At 35.0% G+C, this 23404-nt stretch carries 20 protein-coding genes and 3 pseudogenes; 2 read left to right on the top strand and 21 right to left on the bottom strand.

Annotated features, from left to right (window positions below; translation table 11 throughout):
* Window positions 1-3: 3 nt before the first annotated feature.
* From COB47_RS12385 to COB47_RS00090, 5 genes and pseudogenes are all read right to left on the bottom strand, one after another.
* On the bottom strand, window positions 4-309 hold the full coding sequence (locus tag COB47_RS12385) for a hypothetical protein (RefSeq protein ID WP_237698922.1): 306 nt from the start codon (window positions 307-309) through the stop codon (window positions 4-6).
* Between the two features lie 345 nt (window positions 310-654).
* Window positions 655-1221 (bottom strand): Uma2 family endonuclease, encoded by a 567-nt coding sequence (locus tag COB47_RS00105; RefSeq protein ID WP_013289409.1) that lies wholly within the window; start codon window positions 1219-1221, stop codon window positions 655-657.
* A pseudogene (locus COB47_RS00100) lies at window positions 1172-2397 on the bottom strand (SNF2 helicase associated domain-containing protein). Before COB47_RS00100 ends, COB47_RS00105 begins: the two are co-directional and overlap by 50 nt.
* A gap of 680 nt (window positions 2398-3077) precedes the next feature.
* Window positions 3078-3956, bottom strand: coding sequence for a TPM domain-containing protein (locus COB47_RS00095; protein ID WP_013289408.1), 879 nt, complete (start codon window positions 3954-3956; stop codon window positions 3078-3080).
* Between the two features lie 16 nt (window positions 3957-3972).
* A complete protein-coding gene (locus tag COB47_RS00090; protein WP_013289407.1) occupies window positions 3973-4542 on the bottom strand; it encodes a LemA family protein in 570 nt (189 codons plus the stop codon).
* Window positions 4543-4785: 243 nt separating this feature from the next.
* Here COB47_RS00090 and COB47_RS00085 point away from each other — a divergent pair, with 243 nt between their 5' ends.
* Window positions 4786-6309: a WG repeat-containing protein gene (locus tag COB47_RS00085; protein WP_013289406.1), complete on the top strand. Its 1524-nt coding sequence runs from the start codon at window positions 4786-4788 to the stop codon at window positions 6307-6309.
* A 229-nt stretch (window positions 6310-6538) separates the two neighbouring features.
* Here COB47_RS00085 and COB47_RS12255 read toward each other — a convergent pair whose 3' ends face one another.
* The 4 genes and pseudogenes from COB47_RS12255 to COB47_RS00065 form a co-directional block, all read right to left on the bottom strand.
* Window positions 6539-6745, bottom strand: coding sequence for a hypothetical protein (locus COB47_RS12255; RefSeq protein ID WP_013289405.1), 207 nt, complete (start codon window positions 6743-6745; stop codon window positions 6539-6541).
* A 97-nt stretch (window positions 6746-6842) separates the two neighbouring features.
* The gene (locus COB47_RS00075) at window positions 6843-7433 is read right to left on the bottom strand and encodes a Uma2 family endonuclease (RefSeq protein ID WP_013289404.1); all 591 of its coding nucleotides are present in this window, start codon (window positions 7431-7433) and stop codon (window positions 6843-6845) included.
* A 255-nt stretch (window positions 7434-7688) separates the two neighbouring features.
* Window positions 7689-7871, bottom strand: a pseudogene (locus COB47_RS00070) (helix-turn-helix domain-containing protein); the annotation flags it as partial.
* Window positions 7872-8191: 320 nt separating this feature from the next.
* Window positions 8192-8854 (bottom strand): peroxiredoxin, encoded by a 663-nt coding sequence (locus COB47_RS00065; RefSeq protein ID WP_013289401.1) that lies wholly within the window; start codon window positions 8852-8854, stop codon window positions 8192-8194.
* A 217-nt stretch (window positions 8855-9071) separates the two neighbouring features.
* Between COB47_RS00065 and COB47_RS00060 the strand changes: the two genes are divergently transcribed.
* Window positions 9072-10097: a hypothetical protein gene (locus COB47_RS00060; protein ID WP_013289400.1), complete on the top strand. Its 1026-nt coding sequence runs from the start codon at window positions 9072-9074 to the stop codon at window positions 10095-10097.
* An 83-nt stretch (window positions 10098-10180) separates the two neighbouring features.
* Here the strand turns inward: COB47_RS00060 and COB47_RS00055 are convergent, their stop codons facing one another.
* From COB47_RS00055 to dnaA, 12 genes and pseudogenes are all read right to left on the bottom strand, one after another.
* Window positions 10181-10726 carry a hypothetical protein gene (locus COB47_RS00055; RefSeq protein WP_013289399.1) on the bottom strand — a complete coding sequence of 182 codons (546 nt, stop codon included), beginning with the start codon at window positions 10724-10726 and terminating at the stop codon, window positions 10181-10183.
* 119 nt (window positions 10727-10845) lie between these two features.
* Complete coding sequence (locus COB47_RS00050) at window positions 10846-11850, bottom strand: protease complex subunit PrcB family protein (protein ID WP_013289398.1); 1005 nt, start codon at window positions 11848-11850, stop codon at window positions 10846-10848.
* 131 nt (window positions 11851-11981) lie between these two features.
* The gene (gene gyrA, locus COB47_RS00045) at window positions 11982-14411 is read right to left on the bottom strand and encodes a DNA gyrase subunit A (RefSeq protein WP_013289397.1); all 2430 of its coding nucleotides are present in this window, start codon (window positions 14409-14411) and stop codon (window positions 11982-11984) included.
* A gap of 28 nt (window positions 14412-14439) precedes the next feature.
* The gene (locus COB47_RS00040; RefSeq protein ID WP_013289396.1) at window positions 14440-14820 is read right to left on the bottom strand and encodes a type II toxin-antitoxin system death-on-curing family toxin; all 381 of its coding nucleotides are present in this window, start codon (window positions 14818-14820) and stop codon (window positions 14440-14442) included.
* A 61-nt stretch (window positions 14821-14881) separates the two neighbouring features.
* The gene (locus COB47_RS12250) at window positions 14882-14992 is read right to left on the bottom strand and encodes a DUF2281 domain-containing protein (RefSeq protein WP_013289395.1); all 111 of its coding nucleotides are present in this window, start codon (window positions 14990-14992) and stop codon (window positions 14882-14884) included.
* A gap of 16 nt (window positions 14993-15008) precedes the next feature.
* Window positions 15009-16916 carry a DNA topoisomerase (ATP-hydrolyzing) subunit B gene (gyrB, locus tag COB47_RS00035; RefSeq protein WP_041742603.1) on the bottom strand — a complete coding sequence of 636 codons (1908 nt, stop codon included), beginning with the start codon at window positions 16914-16916 and terminating at the stop codon, window positions 15009-15011.
* A gap of 42 nt (window positions 16917-16958) precedes the next feature.
* Entirely contained in the window at window positions 16959-17243 is a 285-nt protein-coding gene (locus COB47_RS00030) for an extracellular matrix/biofilm biosynthesis regulator RemA family protein (protein ID WP_013289393.1), read from the bottom strand.
* Between the two features lie 29 nt (window positions 17244-17272).
* Window positions 17273-18334, bottom strand: a complete 1062-nt coding sequence (recF, locus tag COB47_RS00025; RefSeq protein ID WP_013289392.1) for a DNA replication/repair protein RecF — start codon at window positions 18332-18334, stop codon at window positions 17273-17275.
* A gap of 23 nt (window positions 18335-18357) precedes the next feature.
* Complete coding sequence (dnaN, locus tag COB47_RS00020; protein ID WP_013289391.1) at window positions 18358-19464, bottom strand: DNA polymerase III subunit beta; 1107 nt, start codon at window positions 19462-19464, stop codon at window positions 18358-18360.
* A gap of 71 nt (window positions 19465-19535) precedes the next feature.
* Window positions 19536-21074, bottom strand: a complete 1539-nt coding sequence (locus tag COB47_RS00015) for an IS200/IS605 family accessory protein TnpB-related protein (RefSeq protein WP_013289390.1) — start codon at window positions 21072-21074, stop codon at window positions 19536-19538.
* A pseudogene (locus COB47_RS00010) lies at window positions 21043-21654 on the bottom strand (IS607 family transposase). The gene COB47_RS00015 and the pseudogene COB47_RS00010 overlap by 32 nt, the downstream one beginning before the upstream one ends.
* Window positions 21655-21923: 269 nt before the next feature.
* Window positions 21924-23288 (bottom strand): chromosomal replication initiator protein DnaA, encoded by a 1365-nt coding sequence (gene dnaA, locus COB47_RS00005; RefSeq protein ID WP_013289389.1) that lies wholly within the window; start codon window positions 23286-23288, stop codon window positions 21924-21926.
* Window positions 23289-23404 lie beyond the last annotated feature (116 nt).

Below are 23404 nucleotides of genomic sequence, written 5' to 3'. Positions count from 1 at the left end.
TACTTATGTTCTTATTCCTACAGCATAATTTATCAGGTAATTGAAGTTGAAATTTTCGATAAGTTCATCATCAGAGTAGTTTTTAAGGTGTTTTATGTATTCCAAGGAAAGAAGTATGTTAACCGGGAAGTTAGCCCTTCCTGTATCACTGTATAAAACTGAAAAGGGTTTTTCATCGATGTTGCAGAACACGTATTTATAAAATATGGGAGCCCATGATTTTTCAAGTTTAGCCTTTATCCTTGAATCCATGAAGTTAACACTTTCAAATAATGATTGTTGGAGATGGTTGTTATTTTCTCTAAACAAGTACAACACCCCATTTGTTGTAATTTTTGCTCCTTTGATTCTAACATAATTCTATAAAAATTTGTACTACATATATTTTTATGTTTATTTATTCAATTCTAATTTTATATTTATACTTCTTCATAAAGAAAAAAGGCTTTTTACACCAGAATCCTGTATAATTTATTGAAAAAAGTGAATCTTTTTGTTTTGTACATCCATGATATAAACAGTCTGTTGCATAAATTTTTAAGAATATAAACCTCCTTTCTTAGCTCTGAAATTTACAATTAAAATGATTTAAAATTCCTCTCTTGTTATAAAAAAATTTTGGGTAAGATGGCTTTTTCCCTCCCTACCCACTTGTTATATTTCAAAAATCTTATTCACATGTATTTCTAAACCAGGAAAAGTAACAACCTTTATTATGTCCCCTTCTGAAAAAATCTTTGGTCTTCCATAACGACCGTCTGGCTCCAAAACAAAACAAGTGATTATTTTATTTTCTGGCTCTACAACCCAGTATTCTTTTACACCTGCCTCTTCATATTTGTTGAACTTCAAAACTCTATCAAGTCTGACTGTAGAAGGCGAGGTTATCTCTATTATCATTTGTGGGACGCCTATATACCCTGTTTTTGCAAGTTTTGATTTCTCACAGATTATAGTCAAGTCTGGCTGAACAACCGTTGTGGCATTTTCAACTTCATGTTCATCCTTTGCCTCCAAAAACACATCAAATGGTGCAGAAAATATTTCGTAATCTCTATCTTTCAAATAGTTACCAAATATGAACATCAGTTCTTTCAAAACCTTTTGTTGCTGCCAGCTTGGTGCAGCATGCAAAAACAAAGTTCCATCAATCAAGCTATATACTTGATTTTCAGAAATTCTCTTTAAATCCGATTTTGAGGTCTTTCTTAAGAATATCAAGATCTTTTACTATATTTTGAATCTTTTCAAGCTCTGGATCATCTAAAAGTAGGATTGCACCATCTTTCAGCCTGTGATATTTCTTTTTCTCTTCTAAAGAAGCCAGAACGTCTGCACTTCATCCTGTGGAATATCCTCAGCAGAAAGCCAGAATTCTACCGATACATGATTTAAGCTCACCTTTACATTGAACTTTGTCTTTTTCTTTATTTTGAAACTTTTAAAAGTTTCTGAATAGTACACATCTGCAATATTCATCAGAGTTGAAAGTCCATTTGTGACAAAATTAAAAATCTTTTCTTCATCCTCTAAAATATATTGCTTCTTTTGATTTCTTTCAAATCCATAGGCTGTAAATATATATGCAATTTTAAGCTCTTTTACTAAATCTCTCTTTAATCCTGCTTTTTCAATATCCAAATCAGTTGACCCATCTGTATATTTTATCTGCGCACAAATGCCTTTTTTGTAAGTATCAAATAAAACCTTTAATTTCAGCTCTTCATCTTTTAATTCTAAAAACTCTTTTACTTTTTGTGACATTTCAAATCTGCAATACTCTTTAGCAACAGGATAAATAATTTCTATAAATTCTTTTAAATCTTCATTATTTAATTTTATCTCTCCCTGTATTTCATCTGCTGCAAATTCAACACAATTGTAGTAAAAAAGAGGATAAATTATGAAATTGTGCGGTTCTTTTAGCACAGTCAGAGTATCTTTGTATATTACAAACCTTGCTCTTTGTTTCCAGTCAAGCACATCTGCTTCTTTTAAAAACTCAGATTTTATGTTGGCTTCTTCTTCATTCATATCCACAAAAATATCAATATATACTGGTTTGGTAATATCTACCTTTATCTTCTTATATTCATTTCCTTCGCCGTAAGCTGTAAAGATTTCTTGTCTGTTTATAAGATTGAAAAAGTCTTCCCACAAGGCATAGGGAATACTAAGATATTGGGCTGAGAAAATAACTGGCTTTATATTCTTAAGTTTGTAAATAAACTCTAAAAGTTTTTTGTCTTCTTCCGGAAATACATGTATAAATGGATTATATACAAACTTTTTCCCAAATTGATATTCAATTTTATTAATATAGGCTTCTGAAAAATCACCTATATCTTTGATAAAATATTCCTTCCCTATATCTTCAGAGTATATCTTAAACCTCATATTTAAGGCATCAACAGATACTGACTCTATTATCTTCTTTAAATATACATTCGGTTTTATATCTATTTCTGATATAAGTCTTGTCATTGCATGTGCATAAGTACTTTTTATCTTTTCAAGTCTTTTTTTAAACTCTGTCCTTCTTTTTTGCCTCTCTTCCTCTTCAAACTTCTTTTTCAATTCCAAAAAAATAGGTGTTGGATAATCTACAACTTCAACCTCACCTTTAGAAAGAGTTTTTAAAAGAGCAACCGAATGTTTGCAAAGTCCTTTGTAGGTCTGAGCTGCTTTGCATTCACACCAAAATCCAACTTTATAAATGCTTGCTTTTAAATTATTCTCTTCTCCCTCAGTATCAACGTCAAGATCAAGGATGACATTATATGTATCTGTATCACCTTCTACCTTTGCTTCAGCTATCATAAGCTCTGGATTAAATTTTGGATTCTTTACTCTTCCGTGATTGTAAAGCTGTATTCCTCGAATATAAACATTATCATTTGAAGCGAGTCTTCTTATCATGTAATCTGTTATTGAGGCATATATTTTTTTGCTAATTCCTGTACCAACGTTCTCAGCTCCTGTGCTTTTTTAAGTTTTGATAATTCTAAAATTTTCTGTACACCTTTCAATTTTATCATATTGAAGAATCAAAATAAAAACAAAAAAAGCAGGCTTTTTTACCTGCTTGCACCTCCACCGCCAGATGACCCTCCTCCAAAACCTCCAAATCCACCTCCCGATGAACCTCCTCTAAACCATTTAAAAGAGTCATCATCTTCATCATTTTTGTCAAACTTATCTTTAAAATAAATCCTCTTTTCCCACTTCCACAAAGTATATTGAGAATCATTGAAGAGTTTTGGATTTTTATATGCAAGTAAAATTACTATCCCCATTATTGATAAGGAAAAACCAATCAAAATTGCCACAAAAACAACCATCACAACATTGCTTTTGTCATTTGAATGTTTGCTTTTATCATTTTTAAAGCCCTCTATTGAATTTATCTTAAGCCCATACTCATTTGCAACCTCGCTTGCAACTGCTAAAAATGTATTTTTTATCCCCTTTGAATACTCTTTGTTCTCAAATGCAGGTATAGCATACTCATCAAGTATCCTTCCCGCTTCACCATCTGTTATCGCACCTTCCAGTCCATAGCCAACTTCTATTCTTATTCTTCCTCTCTTGCCAGATAGCAAATTCTCCTTGTTTACCAAAATCAAAACTCCATTGTTAAGCTCTTTGTCGCCAATCCCCCAGCTGTTGAAAAGTTCATTTGCATACTCTTCTATTGTGTAGCTTCCAAGAGTTTCTACTGTCACAACTACTATCTCTGCCTTTGATTTGTCCTCTACTTCCTTTGCCAAAGCCCTCATCTCTTCTTCATCAGAGCTATCAATCAAGTTCGCATAGTCAAAAATGTAGACATTTTCAACAGGTTTTTGGGGAATCTGCGTTTTAGCAAGAACAAAAGACGCAAATAAAAAACTTAAAACCGCAATTGCAACTGCCATTGCAAGTATCATAAGAAGTGAACCTGGCTTTGTCTTCATCTTTTATCTTCTCCTTTTATTTCGAAAAGTCAACCGAAGGCACGCTTTTTGCTTGGCTTGATGCCTCAAAATATTTCTTTTCTTCAAAGCCAAACATCCTTGCAACTATAACATTAGGAAACACCTTTATTTTCATATTATACTCTCTAACAGCCTCATTGTAATCCTTTCTTGCAACGGCAATTCTGTTTTCTGTACCAGATAGCTCATCCATAAGCTGGACAAATGTTCTGTCTGCCTTGAGATTGGGATAATTTTCAACTATCATCAAAAGCCTTGAAATTGCCGATGAAAGCTCATCGTTTGCCTTTGCTTTATCTTCTAATGTTGAGGAATTTAAAAGCTTTGACCTTGCCTGAGCAAGAGTTTCAAAAATCTCTTTTTCGTGTTTTGCATAGCCTTTGACAGTGTTAACCAGGTTCGGAATTAAGTCTGCCCTTCTTTGCAGCTGATTTTCAACCTGGCTCCATTTGCTGTCAACATTTTCTTTCAAGCGCACAAGGCTATTGTATGTTGAAAAGGTGTACACAACAAGCACTACAACTAAAACTAAAATAGCTAAAAGGATTTTTGTGCCTTTCTTCAATTCTTCACTTCTCCTTCCCACATATTTTTTGGCTACAAGGATATATATACCCACTATTTAATTGTACTAAATCTCATGTTAAAAATTAACTGTGTACATTATTTCTTGCTTGCACCTATTTGAAAAATTGCTTATAATATCCTTGAAGCCATTTTTTTTGCTTTAATATCTGTGGCATGACTGAATTTGAATATTGGCTGTGAAAAGTTTGCAAAGAAAAATTGTAAAATGGGGGAGATTTTGGTGAAAAGAATTAAAAGGTTAGTTTGTTTCCTGCTGGCAGTTGTTTGGGTCATTGGCACATTGACCTTGGCATACTCTCAGCAAGCCTCTTCTCAAAAGTTTGTGTATATAAAGCCGCAGTTTGAAAATGTTTTGTTCTGGCCAAACGGCTGGATTTCTTATCTTCAAGGAGGAAAATGGGGAATCCTAAGCTCATCTGGCAATGTTCTTTTAAAGCCTCAGTTTGATAGAATAGAGCCTATAGTTTACGATGGACCTTCAATAATGGGGATTAAGGATAAGTTTTACAAAGACATTTTTATTGTATGGCAAAATGGAAAAGCAGGATTTGTGGATTCAAATCTTAAAATTCTCCCAAAACCTGAGTTAGACTCTTTTGAAGTTTTAAACCCTTGGCTAAGTTTATATGTTTGCAAAAAAGATGACAAATACGGTTTTTTAAATCTGGACAAAAAAGCCTATATCGCACCTCAGTTTGACAAAATATACTTTGTTGTTGTGCTCTCATACAACCCAAATGCAAAATACTCTAATCCCCATATAAAGTGTACCTTGCCAAATGAAAACAATAAAGAGTTTTGTCTTTATGCTCTTGATTTGAAAGATGGAATTTGGCCAAACTCTTATTTAGAATACATTCTTGTTTCAAAAGATGGAAAGTGCGGAGCTGTCGATACAAATGGAAATGTATTTGTGGATTTGAAGTACAATTCTTTTGAAGAAGCTTTATCAGACAGCAAGTTCACAGAAGCTCTGCAGGATATGTTAGCAAATGAATCAAAATCTGCACCACCTTCAACCAAAAATGAAATAGAAAAAACATCATCAAGTTATATTTTATACGAAATTGTAAATAACAAATACTACCTTGTGTTTGAAAAGTATACTAACAAAGGTCTTACAAGAACGAAAAGTAAAGAAGCGTACGAAAATGTGAAATACGTAGAAGTGAATAAATTAATGGCAGTTTGTAAAAATAAAAAGTGGGGAATTGTTGATATAAACGGCAATTATGTGGTTAAACCCCAATTTGATGATATAAAAGAACTCAGTGAAGGATTTATAGCTTTTGAACAAAATGGAAAGTGGGGATTTATGGATAAAAACTTTAAAATACTCATAAAACCCCAGTTTGACATAGCAGAAAATTTTTCTGAAGGATATGCAGCGGTAAATAAGTCAGGCTTGTGGGGATATATAAATTCTTCTGGAAAGCTTGTCATAAAACCTCAATTTACTCTTGCAGGTTCATTTTTTGCTAAGTTAGCTACTGCTTCTACAAAGGATTATGTAGGACTTATAGATACAAAAGGCTCTTTTGTTTTGAAATTTTCAGCAAAGAACTCCCAATACATGTTTGTTGATACTGAAACCTATAGATATAGATATCAACCTGATTCTGATTTAAATTCTGGAGGTTATTTTATGTATAAATCTTCACTTATATTCCCCAAATTTGGATATGTTGTGATTGACAAAAATTCAAAAAAGGTTGGACTTGTTTTAAGAGGGCAAGGAAAATAGCCTTGCCTCCTTAGTTTTTCTGCCGTTTTATGGCAATTTGCTCAATGTTTTTTTAACGTCATCATCAGAAAGTTTGCTTTATATTTAAGAGTATTTGGTTGTCAAAATGTTTTTGGACTTTAGCTTCGATGGTCTTTTACTCTTCTGTATCTAAATGAACAACAGTCAAAAATATTTGTGAAAAAACAAAAAAGCCCATGATTTCTCACAGGCTTTTTGCCAATGTAAATTACTTTTTAACAAGCCTTATTTTGTAATTTCTAAATTTAGAAGTGTCACCGAACATGAGATAAATACCAAATAATTCTAACCCAACACCAATTCCATAACATAATTCTTCAAAAAAATCTGGCAATTGGACAGAAAAATGTTTTAATAATAACATAAGTGCAATAATAATTAGCCCAATACTTAAAAATTTATTTATCTTTTTCAAGAAATCATCTCCAATTTTATATATGTTGTTATGCATTTATTATAACATTAATTTTCTAAAAATCAACAGAAATAAACTTTTTAGTTTTGCACCAAAATTAGAGATTTTTATCAGCACCCTCAAATATCTCTCTTAAATCTATTACTAAATCTTCAAAGATAGAAACTTTGATTCTATTACCTACAGTGTACACATCAGGTCTACCATATCGACCATTTTCCTGTAAAGTAAATACACTTATAATTCTACTTTCAGGTTCCACTATCCAATATTCTTTCACCCCATATTTTTCATATAAATTAAATTTCTCTATTTTATCTTTGCTTGCAGTTGAAGGTGATGTAATTTCAACGATTAAATCAGGAGCTCCTTTGCATCCTTCATTGTCTATTTTTGATTTATCGCACACCACTACAATATCAGGTTCTACAACAGTTTTTATTTCTTTATTACTTTTCTCATTTGCAGAAGGGAATCTTACTCCAAAAGGTGCACTAAATACTTCGCATTGCTTGCCTTTAAGATACATAGCAAAGTTTATAAATATTTCTCTTAATATTCTTTGATGAATTGTCGATGGAGGAGCCATTAAATAAATTTTACCATCAATTAATTCTATTCTCTGATCATTTGGCCAGTTTAAATAATCTTCATAAGTATAAAACTCTTCTTTTTTCGGTAAAGGCATAAACAACACTCCTTAGGGTTGTTTTTCTTTTTATTTTATTACTAATTAATTTATATCTTAATTGCAATATTAAATGCAATACTTTTTTAAAATGAACTGGAAATTGCAAATTGATTATAGTATCAACTGTGTATGATATTAGCTGCCAATATATACCAGTTTCCCTTCAGGAAAGTCAGAGATATTATTTTGTGTTGTATGTTCTTCTGAACACTCTATTGAATTTATCTCTCGGTCAGCTCTCATTTAAGTGGCTGTTCCCCGCTTTACTTCACGCGAGATTGTACTTGCACTTCTGCCTAACTCCCTTGCTATTTCTCTTATGCCATACTCTAATTCTAATAGCTTTTCTATAATTCCTCTTTCTGCTTCACTTAAATGTTTAAATCTTCTTCTCTTTGTGGTATGATTATCATAGGCTATAACTTCAATCCTCATTTGTATTGGTTTATCTTTTCAACTAATATTATACACAGTTTGAAACTATGGCTTCAATTTTTTCTTACCCTGTTGCATTTAATTTTACAATGAACACAAAACTTTTATTTTTTTATTGCCATTTAATTTAATTACATGTAGTTTTAAAACACTCTACTTATTTCATTGACCAATTTAAGGAAAAGTAATGTAATTTTTATAAGCAATTTAGGTATTTTGAAATTTAAACTAAAAAGGAATGAATATCAACGGGATTTGAATTTGTAAAAAAGAAGACCACTCATATCTAAAAGCGGTCTTCCAAATTGTGTTTTTCCTCTTCACAGTTTCTTATAACAAAACCACCAGTCAAAACACTCAATCTCGCCATCTTTGGCTTTTTGAAGCCTTTCTTTTGCCAAATCCTCTGTTGCAGCAGGTGGAATTATTACCTTGTCGCCAATTAAACTATTGTTTGGCCAGTTTTCAGGAAGTGCAACACCGTTTTGTGTGGAAACCTGCAAAGCTTTCAATGCTCGAAGTATCTCATCTATACTTCTTCCAACCTCTTGAGGATAATACATCATAAGCCTTAAAATTCCTTTATCATCCACAATAAAGACAGCTCTGACAGTATTTGATCCTTTTGCCTCATGAATCATTCCAAGAGTCTTTGCAACTGTGCCAAGTTCATCCGCAATAACAGGGAAAGGAATTTTTACTCCAAGCTTTTCTTCAATCCACTCAATCCACTTTATGTGAGCAAAAACCTGGTCAACCGAAAGCCCAATAAGCTCAGCATTTAATTTTTTAAACTCATCTGCTTTTTTTGCAAACGCAACAAACTCAGTTGTGCAAACAGGTGTAAAATCACCGGGATGTGAAAATAACACAAACCATTTACCTGCATAATCATCTGGAAGTTTTATCATTCCATGTGTTGTTTTTACTGTCATGCTCGGAAATTTTTCTCCAAGAAGTGGAATCCTGTTTGTAATCTCCATCTCAATCTCTCCTTTTGATATTTTTTTTCCACATATTTATTACCCTAATGATAAACTTTTAAAACAATTTATTTTGTAAATATTTTAATTTTGAAATTAATACTGTATTGTATTGATTGTATAAATTCTGAATGTTGTATCTGTACGTTAAAAAATTAAATTTTTCATATAACTTTTCGATAATTAGAATATAAATTCTAAAAAACGGTGAAATGGTATGAGAATTGAACAAAGCTATGTAAAACTGTCTTCTGAAGTACAAAGGATAGAAAAGACTGAAAGCAAAGTTGAGTTTGAGGTGTGGCACAATATCAAAACTTCTGCTTATTCGGTTGAAATTTCAGATAAAGCTAAAAATACACAAAAGATTTCCTGTGAGAATAATCAAAACTCTCAGGATATAAAAGACGAAATTGAAATTTCGCCAGAGGATAAACTTAAAATTCTTTTAATTGAAAAGCTCTTGAGTAAAATCACAGGCAAAAAAATAAAATTCAAATTATTAGAAAAGTTGAAAACAGACCAGCAAGATGGAAAGGAAAATATACAGATACAGACTCAAAACCAGATAGCTCCTTCTGGTTTCAGACTTTCTGCAAGCTATTCAAGAGAACTCAAAACAGATTTTAGTTTTTCAGCAAAGGCTATTGTTAAAACACAGGATGCAAGAGAAATCAGTATAGATTTGAATTTGAACTTTTCACAATCTTTTGTTGAAAGGTTCGATATTGACATCAGATTTGGAATGCCAAAAAATGTTGATCCGCTTGTTATAAACTTTGACGGGAATTTACCTTCTTTTATACCAAAAACATTTGAGTTTGACATTGACATTGATTCAGAGCTTGAAATAATTCCACTTCTTTCAAACCGAAATGGATTTTTGGCTCTGGATAAAAATCAAAATGGAAAAATTGATAACGGTTCTGAACTTTTTGGACCAACATCGAACGACGGCTTTTTAGAACTATCACAATATGATTCGGACAAAAACGGATGGATTGATGAAAACGATGAAGTATTTTCAAATCTCCTTGTATGGATAAAAACCGAATCAGAAGACAAAATCCTGAAAATAAAAGAACTTGGTATAGGTGCAATTTTCCTTGGAAATACAAACAGCCAGTATAACCTGCAAAATTCAAAAAACAACAAAACTTTTGGAACTGTTCAAAAAACAGGACTTTTTCTATTTGAAAATGGAAAGCCGGGAATTTTGCAGCATATTGATGTTGCAATCTAAAATATCCTGTAAGACATAAAACTGCACAAAAAGGGGCTTTACTGAAAAATAATTGTACAGCCCCTTTTACCTTTTTACAATACCTAAACTACAGCATCTACAAAAAGTCCAAAATTTTCTATTATATTTCTATTATAATTTTCTATAAAAGGATCCTTAGGTGCACTTTTTGTTACAACCTTTGTTTTTCCACCAGAGACATAAACTCTTCCACACTCCGGGCAAACACTCAATGTTAGCGAAATGCTTGAAGATACAACTTCTTTGCCTTTTTCTTTTGAATTTTGCATTTCTCTTGCTACATGTTCTCTTTCATGTGCCAAAACAACACTTGCTGAAAACTCCGGAGATATATGCGAAGGAGTCTTGAAAGATACACCTGGGTCGTTTGATACATCCTGATACTTTCTGTTTTTACACGTTTTACATTCCAAAATACCAATTCTCTTTAAAAACCTTATCTTCGGGTCATTGAACTCTTTTTGTTGTTCTGCTATACTATTTTTTTCAGTATCTTTTTTGGAAAGATTGAAAATAGCTAAATTTTTCCCATCAGCTTTTTCTGACTCGCTGTATATTCTGTAATCTATATTCAGTCCTGAATAAGTATTTAGAGAATTTATTATCATCTTCTACCACTTCTTAAAAGCAATTCTTTATATAATTATTATACCAAAAAACAAGGCTTTACTGTCAAAAATATTTTTGTAGCTGCTGTCCTGAAAAATTTACGTGAAACTTTCTAGCATCATTTTACCTTAAAATCTACCAAACTTGCATATGCATCACAAGTTGAACCGTTGTGGTGATACTCAACGTAAGTTATCCCTATCCCATAAACAAAGCCTATTGAAATTCTTTCCGGTAAAGATTTGTATTCAATTTTAAACTGGTTATATTTTTTTCCCTTCAGAATAATATCTTTTTCCTTTGCCACAACCCATGAATACAAAACATCTTCTCTTTTTATATAACTGTAAGCTGGATACTTTTTGCCGCTTAAAAGAGGAAATTTAAATATAATCCTGATCGAATCTTCTTCAAATTTTTTTATTAGTTTTTCAAAGCTGTCAAAGCTTTTAATGTTTTTTATAATATCATTTAAAACATTCTCATCTACCATATAAATATTATCAGAAACTGATATAAAACCAAAACGTTTTTCGGGTGCAACGTTTATGATATCCCCTTTAAGTTCATATAAAACATAATCTTTTGATTTGTACTCATTCAATATCTGCATCTTAACCTTTTTGCTTTTTTCAACAATATTACCTTTTGAATCTTTTTCCTTTATCTTAAAATTGTAAATCCAGTAACTGCCTTTTGTGAGCGGAAAATATCTTTTTGCAAGTCCGTTTTCAGCTACCATATCATTTGTAATATTTATAAGCTTTACTTCTTTTATCTCTTCTGTAGTTGGAAGTTTTACCTTATCGCTCGGATATGTGATAACCTGAGTTACAATATCAGTTGGTGCTGGTGATTTTGTGTAAAAATAAACATAAAGTGTTCCATTTGTATACTTAACTTCATTTATTTTAATTAAATATCCTCCAGTAGGCTTTTGCCCCCAGTAAATATAAATATAACCATCTTTTATCTGATACGTCACTTCACTGTTTGGTTTATCCACAACACCATTTCCATAATCTTTACCAGCTATACTGCTTTTGATATCACCAGCAAATGAAACTGACATTATTAAAATTGACAAAATCATAAAAAATACTATGAGTCTGAGTTTTTTCATCATTTCTACTCCTCCCGTTTAGATATTTTTCTACAATTTTTAACGCTGCAAATGTTAAAAATGTTACTGTACAAAGTTTAAATTAAAAGAGGCTTCCTGACATCTATTAGCAGAAAGCCCCTTTTAAATCTTTACTCCTCAGCCTTTATCCTTGCAATTGATGATACTCTTATATCCTCACCGTCTATTCTCATAAGTTTTACACCCTGGGTATTTCTCCCCTGAACAGGAACTTGAGACATCTCAAGTCTTATAAATATTCCTTCTGTTGAGCATATCATAATCTCATCCTCATCGTTTACCATTTTTATGTCAACAATTTTGCCTGTCTTGTCTGTTACCTTGTAAGTTAAAACTCCTTTTGCACCACGTTTTGTTTTTCTGTACTCTTCAATCTCGCTTCTTTTGCCAAATCCGTTTTCTGTAACGCAAAGAAGATACTTTCCATCACTTGCTTTTTCCATTCCAACGATAAAATCACCTTCTTCTAATGTCATTCCCTTTACACCTTGAGCCAATCTCCCCATTACTCTGACATCATTTTCGTTAAATACAACACAGTATCCATTGCCCGATACAAGTACAACCTCATCGTTGCCTGATGTTAGTTTTACATCCACAAGACTATCATCATCTGCAAGAGTTATAGCTTTTTTACCTGCCTTGGTTGTATTTTCAAACTCGCTCAAGAGTACCTTCTTTATAGTACCATTTTTCGTACACATCATAAGATAGCCTTCTTTAAAGTCTTTTACAGCCATTGTAGCAGTAATCTTTTCATCCTTGCTAATTTGAATCAAATTGACAATTGCAGTACCTTTTGCCTGACGCGAACCTTCTGGTACTTCATACGCTCTTAAGCGGAAAACTCTGCCTTTGTCTGTGAAAAAGAGAATGTAGTGGTGTGTTGTTGTAACAAATACATCTTCAACAAAATCATCTTCCCTTGTTGATATTCCCGTAATTCCTCTTCCACCCCGTTTTTGGCTCTTATATGTGTCAAGTGGAAGACGTTTTATATATCCAAAATGTGTAAGTGTTACTACAGTTTCCTGCTCCTGAATTAGCTCTTCTTCTTCAAAATCTTCATGTTCATCTTGAATTATCTTTGTTCTTCTTTCATCTTTGTACTTTTCTTTAATCTCCAAAATCTCCTTTTTTATTATTTCTTTTACCATTGCCTCACTTGCAAGCACGTTTTTGTAATACTCTATCATCTTTATAAGCTCTGCAAGCTCTTCTTCTATCTTTTGTCTTTCCAAACCTGTGAGTCTTTGCAGCCTCATATCAAGTATTGCTTGAGCCTGAACATCTGTAAACTTAAACCTTTGAATCAACCTGTCTTTTGCTTCGCTTACTGTCTTTGACGACCTTATAATTGATATTATCTCATCTATGTGATCAAGAGCCTTTTTGAGCCCTTCTAAAATGTGAGCTCTCTCTTCTGCTTTTTTAAGGTCATACCTTGTTCTTCTGACAATTATCTCTTTTTGATGTTCAATGTATAGGTTTAACATGTCCATAAGAGTTAAAACTTTTGGCTGGTTGTCAACAAGCGCAAGCATGATTATGCCAAAGCTGTCCTGAAGCTGGGTGTTTTTGTAAAGCTGTTTTAAAACAACATTTGCATCTGCATCCTTTTTGATTTCAATTACAATCCTCAGACCCTCTTTGTCAGACTCATCTCTTATATCCGAAATCCCGTCTATCTTCTTTTCATGGACAAGCTCGGCAATCTTTTCAATTAATCGTGCTTTATTTACCATATAAGGAAGTTCTGTTATAATTATTCTCTGTCTTCCCTTTGATGTCTGTTCAATTGAGGTTTTTGCCCGGACAATGATTTTTCCTTTTCCAGTTGCATATGCATCCCTTATACCTTTTTTGCCGATTATATACCCGCCGGTTGGAAAATCAGGCCCTTTTATTATCTTCATTATGTCATCAAGAGTTGCATTTTCATTGTCAAGAATATATACAATTGCATCAATTACCTCTGCAAGGTTGTGAGGAGGTATGTTTGTTGCCATACCAACCGCAATTCCCTGACTGCCATTTACTAAAAGGTTTGGAAATCGTGATGGCAAAACCTTTGGTTCTTTTGCAGACTCATCAAAGTTTGGCATAAAATCAACTGTTTCTTTTTCAATATCTCGAAGCATTTCAACCGCAATCTTGCTCATACGCGCTTCAGTGTAACGCATAGCAGCAGGCGGATCTCCATCAACAGAGCCAAAGTTTCCATGCCCGTCAACAAGAGGATGGCGCATGGAAAAGTCCTGTGCCATTCGAACAAGGCTTTCGTACACAGCAGCATCGCCGTGCGGATGATATTTGGCAAGAACATGCCCTACAACTGTTGCAGACTTTCTGTATGGCTTGTCAGGAGTAAGACCTATCTCGTTCATTGCATAAAGGATTCTTCTGTGAACAGGCTTTAGCCCATCGCGAACATCTGGCAGTGCACGGGATACAATTACGCTCATTGCATAGTCTATATAACTTTTTTTCATCTCTTCCTGTATCTCAACAGGAATTATCCTAAAATCGAGCTCTTCCATGCTTTAATTTTTCCTCCCTTTATAGTGTTCACTTTTTCTCATGCTTTTTTATCCATTCAACAACATCTTCAATATCAATACTACCTTCTGCAATCCTTACAGCTAAATCCACTGCCTCTTCTCTTGTATATTCTAAGATAATATTGTTGAGTTTACATAATATCAGTAAAACACTAATACCTAATCTTTTATTACCATCTATCATGGGGTGATTCCTTATTATCGAGTAAGATATAACTGCAATTTTTTCTACATCAGTTTTATATAGCTCCTCTCCATCAAATGTTTGAAATGCATTGTTCAATGAGCTCTCAAGCAAACCTTTATTTCTTATCCCAAAAGTACCTCCAAATCTTTCTATTAATTTTTTAGCAATCAACAATACATCCTCAATACTCAACATTATCATTTATCAGCTAACTCCTTTAATATCTCGTAATTTTCTTCAATAACTTTATCAATTATTTCTTCTATATTTTTTTCCATTTCATTTTTTTAAATTCAATAAAATCTAAAACTTCTCTCTGAGTCTCTTCAGGCAGTTTTATAACTTCTTCATAAATTTTTTTCGCAACTTCCACTTTGAAACACCTCTTTTTATATATCCAGGTTTCTTACATACTTAGCATTCTTTTCTATAAACTCTCTTCTTGGTTCTACCTTGTCACCCATCAATATTGTGAAAATCTCTTCTGCCATGACAGCATCTTCAAGCTCAACTCTAAGAAGAATTCTTCTTGCAGGGTCCATTGTGGTCTCCCACAGCTCCTGTGCGTTCATCTCACCAAGACCTTTGAAGCGCTGAACCTGTGCATCCTTCATTTCCTGCAATATTTTCTGTAGCTCCTTTTCATTGTATGCATATCTTACTTGCTTACCCTTTGTTATCTTGTAAAGCGGTGGCTGTGCAATGTAAATGTGGCCGTTTTCTATAAGCGGTCTCATGTATCTGTAGAAGAAAGTAAGAAGAAGAGTTCTTATGTGAGAACCATCAACATCAGCGTCTGCCATTATAATTACCTTGTGGTATCTGAGTTTTTTGAGGTCTATGTCATTTCCTATACCAACACCAAGTGCCTGTATTAAAGGAAGAAGCTTGTCGTTTGAATAAATCTTGTCCTGGCTTGCCTTTTCGACGTTTAGCATCTTACCCCAAAGAGGCAAGATTGCCTGATATCGCCTGTCACGCCCTTGTTTCGCAGAACCACCAGCAGAATCACCTTCAACTATGAATATCTCGCACTTTGCAGGGTCTTTTTCCGAACAGTCCGCAAGCTTGCCAGGCAAGTTTGAACTATCCAAAGCAGACTTTCTCTTTATCACAAGCTCTCTTGCCTTTTTTGCCTCTTCTCGCGCTTTTGCAGCTAAAATTGCCTTGTCTATAATCTTCTTTGAAACATCAGGATTTTCTTCTAGAAAAGTAGCAAGTTTTTCAGACACAAGATTTTCAACTGCCCAGCGTGCTTCGCTGTTACCAAGCTTTGTTTTGGTCTGTCCTTCAAACTGCGGTTCATGAATCTTGACAGAAACAATTGCTGTCATACCATCTCTTATGTCCTCGCCAAGAAGCTGGGTATCCCCTTTTATAAAGTTATATTTCTTTGCATACTCGTTTACAGCCTTTGTAACAGCAGTCTTAAAACCTATAAGATGAGTTCCACCGTCAATTGTGGCAATGTTGTTTGCAAATGAATATATGTTCTCTCCAAAATCGTCTGTGTACTGCACTGCAACCTCAATGAGGATGTCGTTTTTCTCACCTTCAATATAAATTGGCTCTTGGTGCAAAACTTCCTTGTTTCTGTTCAAAAACTTTACAAACTCAGCAATACCACCATCATATTTTAACTCAACAGGCTTTGGATTTTTTTCTCTCTCATCTAAAAACACAATCCTAATACCCTTGTTCAAAAACGCAAGTTCACGAAGCCTCTGTAAAATCACGTCGCCGTCAAACTCAATTGTTTCAAAAATCTCATCATCAGGCAAAAATGTAACCTTTGTACCTGTCTTATCAGTTGTACCAATTACTTTTAGCTCGCAGACAGGCTTTCCTTTTTCATATCTCTGATAATATACTTTGCCATCTCTATAAACCTCAACTTCCAAGTAGCAAGATAAAGCATTCACAACAGAAGCACCAACACCGTGAAGACCTCCGGAGACCTTATAAACTCTTTCGTTGAACTTACCACCTGCATGAAGAACTGTGAATACAACTTCAACACCGCTTTTTTGAAGCTTTGGATGAATGTCAACAGGAATTCCTCTTCCATCGTCAATGACAGTAACAGAGTTGTCTTTGTGAATAATAACTTCAATGTTCTTACAATACCCTGCCATTGCCTCGTCAATTGCATTGTCAACAATCTCATAGACCAAGTGATGAAGACCTCTCTGGGATGTTGAACCTATATACATTCCGGGACGTTTTCTTACCGCTTCAAGCCCTTCTAAAACCTGTATCTCACTTGCTGAGTATTCTTGTTTTTCACCTGGATTCATTCTATCCAACTTTTTTCACCTGCCAATTTAAATTTTTTGAAATTAATCTTGGTCCAAATAGTTGTCAATGTAGAGGTTAAAGTTCAAAAGCCTTTTTGCGATGGTGCCTGGCGACACAGGAGATATTATTCCGTACATTCTGCCGTCAATCTCAAGGATTATTATCGATTTTTTTATTTCGTCGTTTATCACGAAAATCCTGTCCTGAAGTTTTAGATTTTCAAGGATCTTGCGGTTGTCTTCTGAAAGAATAAACGAATCCCAGTTCAATATAACAAGAAGCTCTGAGCTGTTGATGACATAATCCTCGCCAATGTGAGCAAACATATTCTTTACACATCCCTGTAAATTGTTTTTTAAATATTTCTTTCAAGCAAAATTATATGTGTACTGCAGCTGTCAAAAATTGATTCACTTTGCAAGCTTCTCAAGTCCTCTGCAGATGTCACAAACGACTGGTACTGACTTAAAAACATTACAAGATTTTTTCTCTTCTGGCAATCTAACTCAGAAAATACATCGTCTAAAATCAAGACAGGTTTTTCGTACAGCGCAGCACTTGCAAGCACAACCGATACAGCTGCAAGTTTTATCTGTCCTTCCGACGCAAAATCTAAAGCAGGCTTTCCATCTATTAGAATCTCAAAGTCATCTCTGTGAACACCTCTTGTTGTATACCCGAAGTTTAAATCCTTAATTAAACATCTTTTTAGCTCTGTGTAATACTCTTCCTCACTTGACGCTGCAATTGATGGCAAATATTCAAGTTCAAGCAAAGATTTATTTTCAAACACATGACCAAAAATTCTTTGTGCCTCGCCTGACAGCTTTTTTATAACCTCTTGCCTTTTTGACAGAATCAAAAATCCAAGGTGGCTAAGCTGAACATCGTACACATCTATTATATCCTTTTTATCATAACTTTTCAAAAATGCGTTTCGTGAAAGAAGTGCTTTTTGGTACTCTTGATACACCTTTGTCATGTAAGGGTAAAGCTTTGCAACTTCCATATCTAAAAAGCGGCGTCTTAATTTTGGCTGACGTTTTACCAGCTCAGTTGTGTCCGGCTCAAAAAAAACAAATTTGAAAAGAGTTATAAGCTCTGAAAGCCTGTTAACTTTTTTGTCATTTATCATTATTCCCTTTTCGAGCATCCTGTCTACATAGCAACCCACCGCGTATTCAACACCGCTGACCTCGGCTACCATCTCAAGCTTGAAATACTGCGAATCAAAGTTTATCAGATCAACATCTCGACTTTTAAAAGATTTTCCACACATACAAAAATATAGAGCCTCAAGAAGAGAAGTCTTTCCTGAGGCGTTATTTCCGACAATTAAGTTTATTTTATCTTTGAACTCAAAAAAGCTCTGATGATAACTTCTAAAATTTTCAATATAAATGCTTTTTATTATCATATTTCATAACCTCTAAAAAAGGTTTATTCTGGCATCTTTATAGGAAGCACAAGGTAGATGTAGTTCTCATCGTCTGGCTTTTGCACAATTGACGGGCTTGTCTGTGATGTTATAAACAGGTTTATTTCACCATCCAACACTTTCAAAACATCCAGAAAATACTTAACATTGAATCCTATTCTGATGTCTTTCCCTTCAACAGAGCAAAGCACATCCTCTTCAAACCTTCCATCTGCAGACATGGAACGGACTGTGAACATCATCCCGTTTGTTTCAAATATCACAGCCTGGATGTTTGTCTTTTCATCTTTTGATACAATAGAAGCTCTTTCAAGCGTGCTTTCCAGAACGTCTGCAGAGATTGAAATCTTTGTCGAGTACTCGGTTGGAATTGCACTTTTGTAATCAAAAAACTTGCCAGAAATTAATGTAACTATCACCGTTGTTGAGCCTATCTCAAATGTTGCCTGGTTCTCATAGAATGATACTCTTACCTTTTCTGCCTCTTCAATGTCTATTATCTTTGTAATGTCATCAAGGTTATCTGCAGGCACAATCTTTGAAAAGTTGCCGTCAACTTCAACCGGTTTTATTTTGCATATAGCAAGTCTGTGCCCGTCCATTCCAACAAGGTTTACAAACTCATCTTCTTCCCTCTCAAAGAGCACACCTGTAAACGTGGGTCTTGTCTCGTCCTTTGAAGTTGCAAATATAACTTTGTCAATTGCATCTTCAAACTCGCTTGCAACAAACTCGCAAAAGCTCTCAGAGGGCTTTTTCTCCATCTTTGGAAAGTCGAGCGGATCAAGGGTTGGGAGCCTGAACTCTATCTTCTGGCTCCTGATTTTTACCTCGTTTTCTTCTCTTATAACCTCAACGTCACCGTCGGGAAGTTTTTTCACTATGTCAGAAAACAGCTTTGCTTTAACCAGTGCAGCTCCCCGCTGCAGTATCTCTGCTTTAAACTCTGTTTGCATTTGCATTTTCATGTCGTTTGTGGTAAATATTATACTATCTTCAGCTTCAATCAGTACACACTCTAAAATTGACGATACCTTTGTTGAAGCTGCAGAGAATATTACCTTGGAAATATTGTCTTGTAAAATATCTTTATCCACAACAAACCTCATCTTTTTCCCTGGTCAACCAAACTGTGCAAAATTGCACAAGTTTGGCGGCTGGGGTATTTATATTCCGCCCTTCAAGCTTTCCCAGCCCCAGCAGGCGGTTTTTGGGAAAGCCATAGCCCCTGTCCCAAGAAACAGGAACTTACGCCTTTATAGGTCTTCCCCACTTGCCCTGAAACTAAAAGTGATTTCAGGACAGACATGTCACGCAGGACTCTGTCAGGGGAGAGTGGCGTTACCACCGCTACCTTGAGAACTCGCCAGAGATTGTGGTTTTCGCCACGACTACCTGTACTTGTTCCATCCAGTGGTACAGATAGCCTCTCTGCCTCACTCTCAAGGCTTTGTAAAAACTTTATCACTCTACCTATCTCTCTGAGTTGCTTTTTCCTAACGTATGTGTTCTTAACTACCTTCCTTACGTACTCCTTCAGTTCCTCCAGTTCGTTTACATCAAGTCTACTGAGAAACATCATATAGTTGTGCGGTATCCTTTCTCTCAAACCAAGCCCTCTTCGGGCTATCACATATGCAGCTGCCACGTCCTTGCTCACCATAAACTGCGGTGCATACTTCAGCATCCCTATCAGAGAAGTATACGCCGGGTTTACCTCTATAACCTCTATCCCTTCTCGCTTTGCTAAAAGTTTTACCTTCTCCAAAAGTAACCTGTACCCAAAGTAGTGTCTTATCCGTCTTGATTTTCTACCTGAAAAGTCTCCTCTTTTCCCTTTGTCCTTTATGTTCAACTTCTCAATTACTATGGCTTTTTGATTATCTTTTGCCATTTCTACTATCATGTGTGCATACTGCCACCTGTAATACTCCCTCTTGCTTGAGATTCCACTTTCAAGCTCTGGCATTGGTATTCTGCCATATTCTAGAAGCTGTCCCTGCTCATCTGTTTCTACCCATGCTATATGTTTTGGATATGCGTTCGTATCTATCCCTATAACACCGTTTGATTTTGTTATCTCAGACTTTGGAAAAATCTCTTCAACGGTGAAGTAGGCATATACTACACTGTTTTTGAGTTTCAGCTCAACAGAATAGGGTTCTCCCAAAGTGCTTATCGCCTGAAGCAGTTGATTTCTGTCTCTGTACGTTCCACCCTTTACTTTCCATCCAGGCTGTATCGTCGCATATACATACTCCTTTTCTCCCACGTTAATTCTGAGTTTTGTTAAGGAACCATCTATCTCAATCCTTGTGTTGAGATTCCCCTTCTTACTCCTGTCTCCCCTTGAGTACAGATTCCCTTTCCTCTTCTCCTGCCACTTAAGTTGAAGTTTCCTGTATTGATCGCCATTTATATGCCTCTTCTGGAGTTTTTCAAAAAGCTGCCTGCCACCAAAAATAACCTTTTTAGGACTTTCTCTTCTTTCTTTGCATGAGTTTAAAACACTCTTTGCTTTCATTATCGCATCATCAACGTATCGGGAATTCAGATTGAAAATTCCCTGCAGTTGCCTTTTGAGTTCATTCCTTTTATATCCTTCCAGTAGCCTCTTGTATGCATACCTCATACAAGAGGACCATCTTCTCATAAGGTCTAATACTCTTTGCTTATCTTCGCCGCCCTCAAAGATTAGCTTGGCCTGAACTGTTACCATGTCTTTTATTAGCACCTCTTTGCCAATAAATCCTTGCTGCAAAAGATGTATACTGCCGCTATTAAGTCCTCTGCCAGTTCTTCTTTTATATCTTCTTCATTTTCTCTGCCGTTTAACACTACAAGTTCTACCCCAAAACTCTCCATGAAAAACTTAAGATATTAAAATCCAAACCTTGCAAGTCTGTCAGGATATTCTATTACAACTTTTGCAACTTCTCCTCTTTTGATTTTGTTCAAAAGTTTTAATAGCCCTCTCCTGTTTTCATTTTACTTTGCTGGCTATTTCAGATATAACCTCGTACTTCCAACCTTGAGACTCTGTGTATTCCTCAAGTCTTCTGAGCTGGTTTTTAAGGTACTCTTCTTGCTTTTTAGTTGAGACTCTTGCATACAAAATAACGGTTGGTTTTGGTTTTTCTTCTGTCATGCCAAGTAGTTTTTTATGTCTTCTTTTTTGTACCTTCTCCTTCCCTTAGGTAGCTTGAGAGGTATTATTAACCCCTTCCTTTTCCCAGTTTAGGAAGTAGACTTCGGCAGATAGCGTATATCTCTTTAACTTTTTGTACACTTAGTAACATTTAATATCACCTGGTCAAAATTATACCTTTTTGCCTTGTTATTTTCAACTGTTGTGACCTCCTTTTTTCTTGTGGGGGTTTAGAAAGCATACCACCAAGCAAACTCTTTAGTAGTATTCATAGTAACAGCTGTGGATAAGTTGATAACACGGTCAAAGGCTTGTGAAATTTAAACTTTCGAGTGTATATATGTCTGTTGATAAAATTTAGAGTTTTCAACTAAATTCACATGTGAAAATCGAAATTCACACAGACTTATCCACATATTATTATTCTCTGTGGATAAGTCTTTTTTTGATGTTTTCCACAGCATTTCTTGTGTTAGTATCTTTGTTGATAAGTTCTTTGATTTTTTCACACGCATGAAGCACTGTTGTGTGATCTTTTCCGCCAAACGCCTCGCCTATTTTGGGAAGTGATACATTTGTAAGCTCTCTTGCTAAATACATTGCTATTTGGCGCGGGAAAGCCACGTTTCTTGACCTTCTTGACGATTTAAAATCTTCAAGCCGGATATTAAAATAGCTTGCAACCTCTGCTTGTATATCCTCAATTGTCAATTCTTTTTTGGTGTTTGTGTCTATAAATTCTTTTAAAGCTTTTTCGGCAAGCTCTAAGGTTATCTCCTTGTCAGGTGCCATTAGTTTTGAGTATGCAAGGATTTTATTTAGAGCTCCTTCAAGCTCTCTAATATTTGTTTCAATCTTTGATGCGATAAATTCTAAAATGTGCTGTGGAACTGGAGTTCCTTCAAGCTGGCACTTCTTGCTCAAGATTGCAATTCGTGTCTCAAAGTCTGGCGGCTGAATGTCTGTTATAAGCCCCCATTCAAAGCGAGAGCGAAGCCTGTCTTCTAATGTGTTTATTTCTTTTGGCGGCCTGTCTGACGAAAGTATTATCTTCTTGTTTGCCTCATATAGCGTATTGAATGTGTGGAAAAACTCCTCCTGTGTTCTTTCTTTTCCGCCCAGAAACTGAATGTCGTCAATTAAAAGCACGTCAACGTTTCTGTACTTGAGCCTGAACTCGTCTGTCTTTTCATCTCTGATTGCGGCTATAAGCTCGTTTGTGAATATCTCTGATGTAACGTACATTACCTTTGTGCCGGGATAAAGTTTCAAAACGTGATGGCCTATTGCGTGCATAAGATGAGTTTTTCCAAGCCCAACACCGCCGTAGATAAAAAGCGGATTGTAAGTTCTCTCGCCTGGTGGTGTTTCTGCAACAGCCAAGGCTGCAGCGTGTGCAAGCCTGTTGTTGTTCCCCACAACAAAGGTCTCAAAAGTATATTTGGGATTTAACTGTGTTACTATCTCTAGTTTTTCATCTTGCTTGGATTTTAAAAACTTTTTGTACTTTTCAACCTCTTCAGGAAGAATAACTTTTATGCTCAAATGAGGAGAGAACAGCTGTCTTAAAGCATTTAAAATAACAATTGAGTACCTGTTTATAACTATATCCCTGTGGAAATCAGCAAACGCCTTCAAAATTAAAGTGTCGTTGTCATCAAAACAAAGAGGCACAAGTGATTCAAACCATGTATTGTAAGATATGTCTGTCGGGCTTGGGTTTATCTCTTTTTTCACAGCCTCCTTTACCTTTTCCCACACTTCATTCACATCATAGTCTACCATGTGAATTTTCACCCTTTTTATATGTAGTTTAAAATTCGCACTTTTTAAGTATTATCCACAATGTTATCAACAACTGTGGAAAACTATTTTTCACAACCGAAAATATGTTTTATAAT

The organism is Caldicellulosiruptor obsidiansis OB47, assembly GCF_000145215.1.
GTDB classification, from domain to species: domain Bacteria; phylum Bacillota; class Thermoanaerobacteria; order Caldicellulosiruptorales; family Caldicellulosiruptoraceae; genus Caldicellulosiruptor; species Caldicellulosiruptor obsidiansis.
This window is presented reverse-complemented; position numbering and strand designations above follow the sequence as displayed.

Excerpts from the sequence above, each read along its gene's own strand:
- COB47_RS00095 (WP_013289408.1), bottom strand. The coding sequence starts at position 3,956 with ATGAAGACAAAGCCAGGTTCACTTCTTATGATACTTGCAATGGCAGTT.
- dnaA (WP_013289389.1), bottom strand. The coding sequence starts at position 23,288 with ATGGTAGACTATGATGTGAATGAAGTGTGGGAAAAGGTAAAGGAGGCT.
- dnaN (WP_013289391.1), bottom strand. The coding sequence starts at position 19,464 with ATGAGGTTTGTTGTGGATAAAGATATTTTACAAGACAATATTTCCAAG.
- COB47_RS00060 (WP_013289400.1), top strand. The coding sequence starts at position 9,072 with ATGAGAATTGAACAAAGCTATGTAAAACTGTCTTCTGAAGTACAAAGG.
- COB47_RS00050 (WP_013289398.1), bottom strand. The coding sequence starts at position 11,850 with ATGAAAAAACTCAGACTCATAGTATTTTTTATGATTTTGTCAATTTTA.
- COB47_RS00015 (WP_013289390.1), bottom strand. The coding sequence starts at position 21,074 with ATGGTAACAGTTCAGGCCAAGCTAATCTTTGAGGGCGGCGAAGATAAG.
- COB47_RS00030 (WP_013289393.1), bottom strand. The coding sequence starts at position 17,243 with ATGTTTGCTCACATTGGCGAGGATTATGTCATCAACAGCTCAGAGCTT.
- gyrB (WP_041742603.1), bottom strand. The coding sequence starts at position 16,916 with ATGAATCCAGGTGAAAAACAAGAATACTCAGCAAGTGAGATACAGGTT.
- COB47_RS00075 (WP_013289404.1), bottom strand. The coding sequence starts at position 7,433 with ATGCCTTTACCGAAAAAAGAAGAGTTTTATACTTATGAAGATTATTTA.
- COB47_RS00055 (WP_013289399.1), bottom strand. The coding sequence starts at position 10,726 with ATGATAATAAATTCTCTAAATACTTATTCAGGACTGAATATAGATTAC.
- COB47_RS00065 (WP_013289401.1), bottom strand. The coding sequence starts at position 8,854 with ATGGAGATTACAAACAGGATTCCACTTCTTGGAGAAAAATTTCCGAGC.
- gyrA (WP_013289397.1), bottom strand. The coding sequence starts at position 14,411 with ATGGAAGAGCTCGATTTTAGGATAATTCCTGTTGAGATACAGGAAGAG.
- COB47_RS00040 (WP_013289396.1), bottom strand. The coding sequence starts at position 14,820 with ATGATAATGTTGAGTATTGAGGATGTATTGTTGATTGCTAAAAAATTA.
- recF (WP_013289392.1), bottom strand. The coding sequence starts at position 18,334 with ATGATAATAAAAAGCATTTATATTGAAAATTTTAGAAGTTATCATCAG.